This window comes from Pseudomonas sp. SDO5522_S412 (genome assembly GCF_054071215.1).
This window is the reverse complement of the sequence record NZ_JBSVWQ010000352.1, coordinates 1-4,055: the sequence shown is the minus strand read 5'-3', so window position 1 is coordinate 4,055 and position 4,055 is coordinate 1. Positions and strand designations below refer to the sequence as shown.

3 protein-coding genes are annotated in these 4,055 nt (G+C 61.1%); all 3 read left to right on the top strand.

Annotated features, from left to right (window positions below; all coding sequences use genetic code 11):
• The first annotated feature begins 475 nt into the window (after nucleotides 1–475).
• The 3 genes from ACW9I6_RS31215 (at nucleotide 476) to ACW9I6_RS31205 (ending at nucleotide 3,965) form a co-directional block, all read left to right on the top strand.
• Nucleotides 476–1,606, top strand: a complete 1,131-nt coding sequence (locus ACW9I6_RS31215; RefSeq protein ID WP_003207875.1) for a carbon-nitrogen hydrolase family protein — start codon at nucleotides 476–478, stop codon at nucleotides 1,604–1,606.
• A 4-nt stretch (nucleotides 1,607–1,610) separates the two neighbouring features.
• Nucleotides 1,611–2,645, top strand: coding sequence for an AraC family transcriptional regulator (locus ACW9I6_RS31210; RefSeq protein WP_102605974.1), 1,035 nt, complete (start codon nucleotides 1,611–1,613; stop codon nucleotides 2,643–2,645).
• A 300-nt stretch (nucleotides 2,646–2,945) separates the two neighbouring features.
• Nucleotides 2,946–3,965: a transketolase-like TK C-terminal-containing protein gene (locus ACW9I6_RS31205; RefSeq protein ID WP_457340198.1), complete on the top strand. Its 1,020-nt coding sequence runs from the start codon at nucleotides 2,946–2,948 to the stop codon at nucleotides 3,963–3,965.
• The last annotated feature ends 90 nt before the right edge of the window (nucleotides 3,966–4,055 follow it).

Here is a 4,055-nt window from a genome sequence, read left to right as displayed (position 1 = left end):
AAAAAATCCTCAACGATCAATGCGCGAACATTGATGGGTGCGAAGAGGAAGTTCATGGACTCTTACGCACACATCTTTACTTGTACATACAAGCATATGCAAGGTTGTTGCCAACTCGACGTGTCTTTAAACAGAGAGGCCTGTAAGGCGCTGAAACACTTGAGTTGCGCGGCCAGCCCTCCGCGAGCCCATCGCGCGAATCAACCTTGGCGAGGAACTTGCGCACGGTATTGAGGCACAAAGTAACAATCTGCCAGAAGCTGGTGCGCGCACGAGTAACATCCCACGGCATTGACCCGCGCGCGTGCACCTGTGGTCACAACCCGTTACTGTCGACCCTGGAAGATCCGGCCCGCGGCGAAAACACGCACTCAAGGCTTTTGAGATTTTCGTGCCAAACCACGGTTTTTCGTACCCAGCCCAGAAATTTGAGAGAAAATGCAAACCCAGCACACGGTCCGTTGTCATTTGCCCCATGCGTAAACTTCTTGGCTTCACCCTCATCATGGCCCTGGTCGCCGCCGTTTCCGCCTATCTGGTCTGGACCCAGGAGCGCCCCGTGGGCCATTACCTGTCCGACCTGCGGATCAACCTGGCCGTCGACCAGGGCGTGCCCGCCGACCGCGGCAACCTGTTGGGCATCCAGCCGGAACTGTTTCCCGCCGACTACCAGAGCCTGGAACGCCTGCACCTCAAGCTGGCGGCCTATCTGCAAAACGCCCGTGACCAGGGCCTGATCAACGACAAGACCATCGTGGTACTGCCGGAACATATCGGCACCTGGCTGATGGTCAGCGGCGAAAAGAACGAGCTGTACCAGGCCACCAACCTCAAGGAAGCGATGAACTGGTTGTCGGCGAGCAACCCGCTGCTGTTCCTGCGGGCCTTGATCAGCGCCAAGGGTGACGACCGCATCGACGACGCCTACCTGCGCATGAAGGCCCCGGCCATGGCCCGCGACTATCAAGTGCTGTTCGGTGGCCTGGCCAAGGAATTCGGCGTGACCCTGGTGGCCGGCTCCATTGCCCTGCCCAACCCGAGCGTCAGCCAGGGCCAGCTGCAGATCGGCCATGGCGCGCTGTACAACACCAGTGTGGTCTTCGACCGCGATGGCTTGCCGCTGGGCCAGCCGCAACGCCAGCTGTATCCGATTTTTGACGAGCGCGGTTTTATTGAGCCGGGCGATGAAAACAGCGTCAGCGTGGTCGATACCCCGGCCGGGCGCCTGGGCATCCTGATCGGCAGCGACAGCTGGTACCCGGACAACTACCGCAAGCTCAACGAGCAAGGCGCCCAGTTGGTGGCGGTGCCGGCCTTCGTGATTGGCCGCGAAACCTGGGACAAGCCGTGGCGCGGCTTCAAAAGCGTGTCGACGCCAGCCGAGATCAGCCTCAAGCCCGAAGAGCTCAGCGAAGGCGAAGCCTGGCACCGCCTGACCCTGATCAGCCAGCAACCCATCAGCCAGGCCACCGCCGGCATGAGCGTGTTCCTGCGCGGGCAGTTCTTTGACATGGGCAGCGCCGGGCAAAGCTTCCTCAGCAGCAACGGCCAGGTGTTCGCCGACGGCAATGCCCGTGGCGCGCGCCTGCTGAACGTGTGGCTGTAACTCAATGAAGCCGGTGCGGCTTGGGGATTTGTCGGTGGGCTTCGTCCACACCTTGGCCGATGCGATCCACAGCCATGGCCTGGACCCGCAACCGTTGCTGCTGCAATACGGCCTTGACCCGGCACGCCTGGCCGAGGCGGGTGCACGCTTGTCGATCCCGCGCTATATGCGCCTGGGCTTTGCGGCCATCCAGTTGACCGGCGATGCCAGCCTGGGCCTGCGCATGGGCCAGCTCAGCCGCCTGAGCCAGGCCGGGCTCGCCGGGGTCACCGCCGCCCAGGCGCCCACCGTGCGCGAAGCCGCCCGTACCCTGACGCGCTTCGAAGCCTTGTACGGCTCCAACTATCGCGGCCAGTCGAGCTTTCACGAGGATGCAGATGGTGCGTGGCTGCGCTTCTACTCCATCAGCCCCTACAACGCCTATAACCGCTTCGTGGTGGACTCGATCATCGCCGGCTGGCTGCATCAGTTGTCGAGCCTGAGTGCGCAACCGGTGCAGGCGCAGCGGATCGAAATCGAGTTCCAGGCCCCCGACTACAGCGAGCGCTACAGCGTGCTTGGGGACTGCCCGATCCAGTTTGGCGCCGAGCACAATCAGTTGCGCCTTAGCCAGCAAACCCTGGCCCTGCGCAACCCGGAACACTGCCCGAGTACCTGGCAATTACTGGTGCAATTGTGTGAACGGGAACTGGAGCAATTGACGCGCACCCGCAGCCTGCGCGAGCGCATTACCCGCTTGCTCGGGCCGATGCTCAATGGTGGCCGGGAACCCGACCTGGAAGAAGTGGCGTCACGCTTGAAACTGCCGACCTGGACCCTGCGGCGCAAGCTGGCGGAAGAAGGGACTCAGTTCCGGGCGATTCTCAACGACACTCGCCGCGACCTGGCCATGACCTACATTCGCGATACCGAACTGGCGTTCGGTGAAATTGCCTATTTGCTCGGTTTTGCTTCAGCGGAAGCCTTTCAACGGGCGTTCAAGCGCTGGAACAGCCAGACCCCAGGGGAATTTCGCCGCAGTCAGCGGCATTCCGCCTGACGTCTGTCTTACAGCTCGGTGGCATCATCGGCCGGATCCAGCGGATCCAGTTCAAAGGCGTGGTACTCGAGCAATTCTTCCTGGTAATCGTCCATGGTTGACTCCTTGTTTTATGAAAAGGGGTTGCTTAGTGACCTGCACAACCAGCCTAAAGTGCCGTCATGACGAAAAAATGTCCGTGGCATGACGTTCCTGCACTTCAGGATTAAACGTAGCAGGATTGCCTTGATTTAGCCGGATGAATTTTAGATGCAACTGCAATCATTGCAATTGCAATCGTAAGCCGAATTCCTTTAGGGTATGGGCACCCGTTGCCAAGCGACCCTGCTCATGACTGCCAGCACCGAACGCTCTGCCCTGATCTGCATCGACGCCCTGAATGCAACGCAGCAGCCCCGCTGCTCGCCCCTGTATAGCGTGATGACCATGGCCAACACCCTGGAGTCCAGCCGGCAGGCGTGGGTGATTCGCGGCCAGTCGCGCTCACGCCGAGTGGTGAGCTGGCCCACCTGGTTCGCGCGCAATACCGGGGAAAAACCCATGCTGTACCTGCACACGGCCGCGTCATCGGCGCAGTTGCGCGCGCTGTCCGGCGAGACCCGTCAGCGGGGCATCCTGTGCAACGACAATGCAACCCAGCCCTCCCCTTCACTGCCCTTATGGCTGGCCAGCAATCCTCACTGCACACCTTATGACCCGGCCTCCGGCGAGGAAGCCCGGGCGATTGTGCTGGCGGGTTTGCAGGCGCTGTATGTCGACGGCGAGCCGGGGTTCTACTACCTGGCACTGCACGATCAACACGAAGGGCCAGGGCTGAGCCCGCAGGATAGTGACCATGCGCTCAGGGGCATGTACCGGGTCCGGCGCTCATACACCAGTGAATTGAGGGTGCGGTTGCTGAGTGCGGGTCGAGCGTTTGAAGAAGTCGTGCACGCCGCGCAGTTGCTCGAGACGGATTGGAACGTCGAGGCGCAACTGTGGAGTTGCCCCAGCTATACACGGCTGGCCCGCGAAGCGAATGCGGCGCAACGCTGGAACCGCCTGCACCCGTTGGAACCGAAGCGCAGTTGTCATCTAAGGGATTGCCTGGCTGGGGATGGCGCGCCGGTGGTCGCAGTCACCGGGTATCCGCAGCCTATCGTTGACCAGTTGGCAGGGCATGTGGATGCGCGTTTTGTAGCGTTGGGTGCGGGCTCCGTGGAAACGTCAGCACCCAGTCGATATTGGGTAGCGGTGCTGGCATTGAAGGCGTTGGCGGATGACGGCTGGATCGAAGCAGAACAGGTGGAGACCGCCCTGAATCGATATCACCTGAAATGACGATCTGCAATCCATCGCAGATCAAATGTGGGAGCGGGCTTGCTCGCGAAAACGGTGTGCCTGTTGATATTACTGTTGCTGACACACCGC

Bases quoted from the DNA above. Each gene is read 5' to 3' on its own strand.
- ACW9I6_RS31215 (WP_003207875.1), top strand. From the start codon at position 476: ATGCGTAAACTTCTTGGCTTCACCCTCATCATGGCCCTGGTCGCCGCC.
- ACW9I6_RS31205 (WP_457340198.1), top strand. From the start codon at position 2,946: ATGGGCACCCGTTGCCAAGCGACCCTGCTCATGACTGCCAGCACCGAA.
- ACW9I6_RS31210 (WP_102605974.1), top strand. From the start codon at position 1,611: ATGAAGCCGGTGCGGCTTGGGGATTTGTCGGTGGGCTTCGTCCACACC.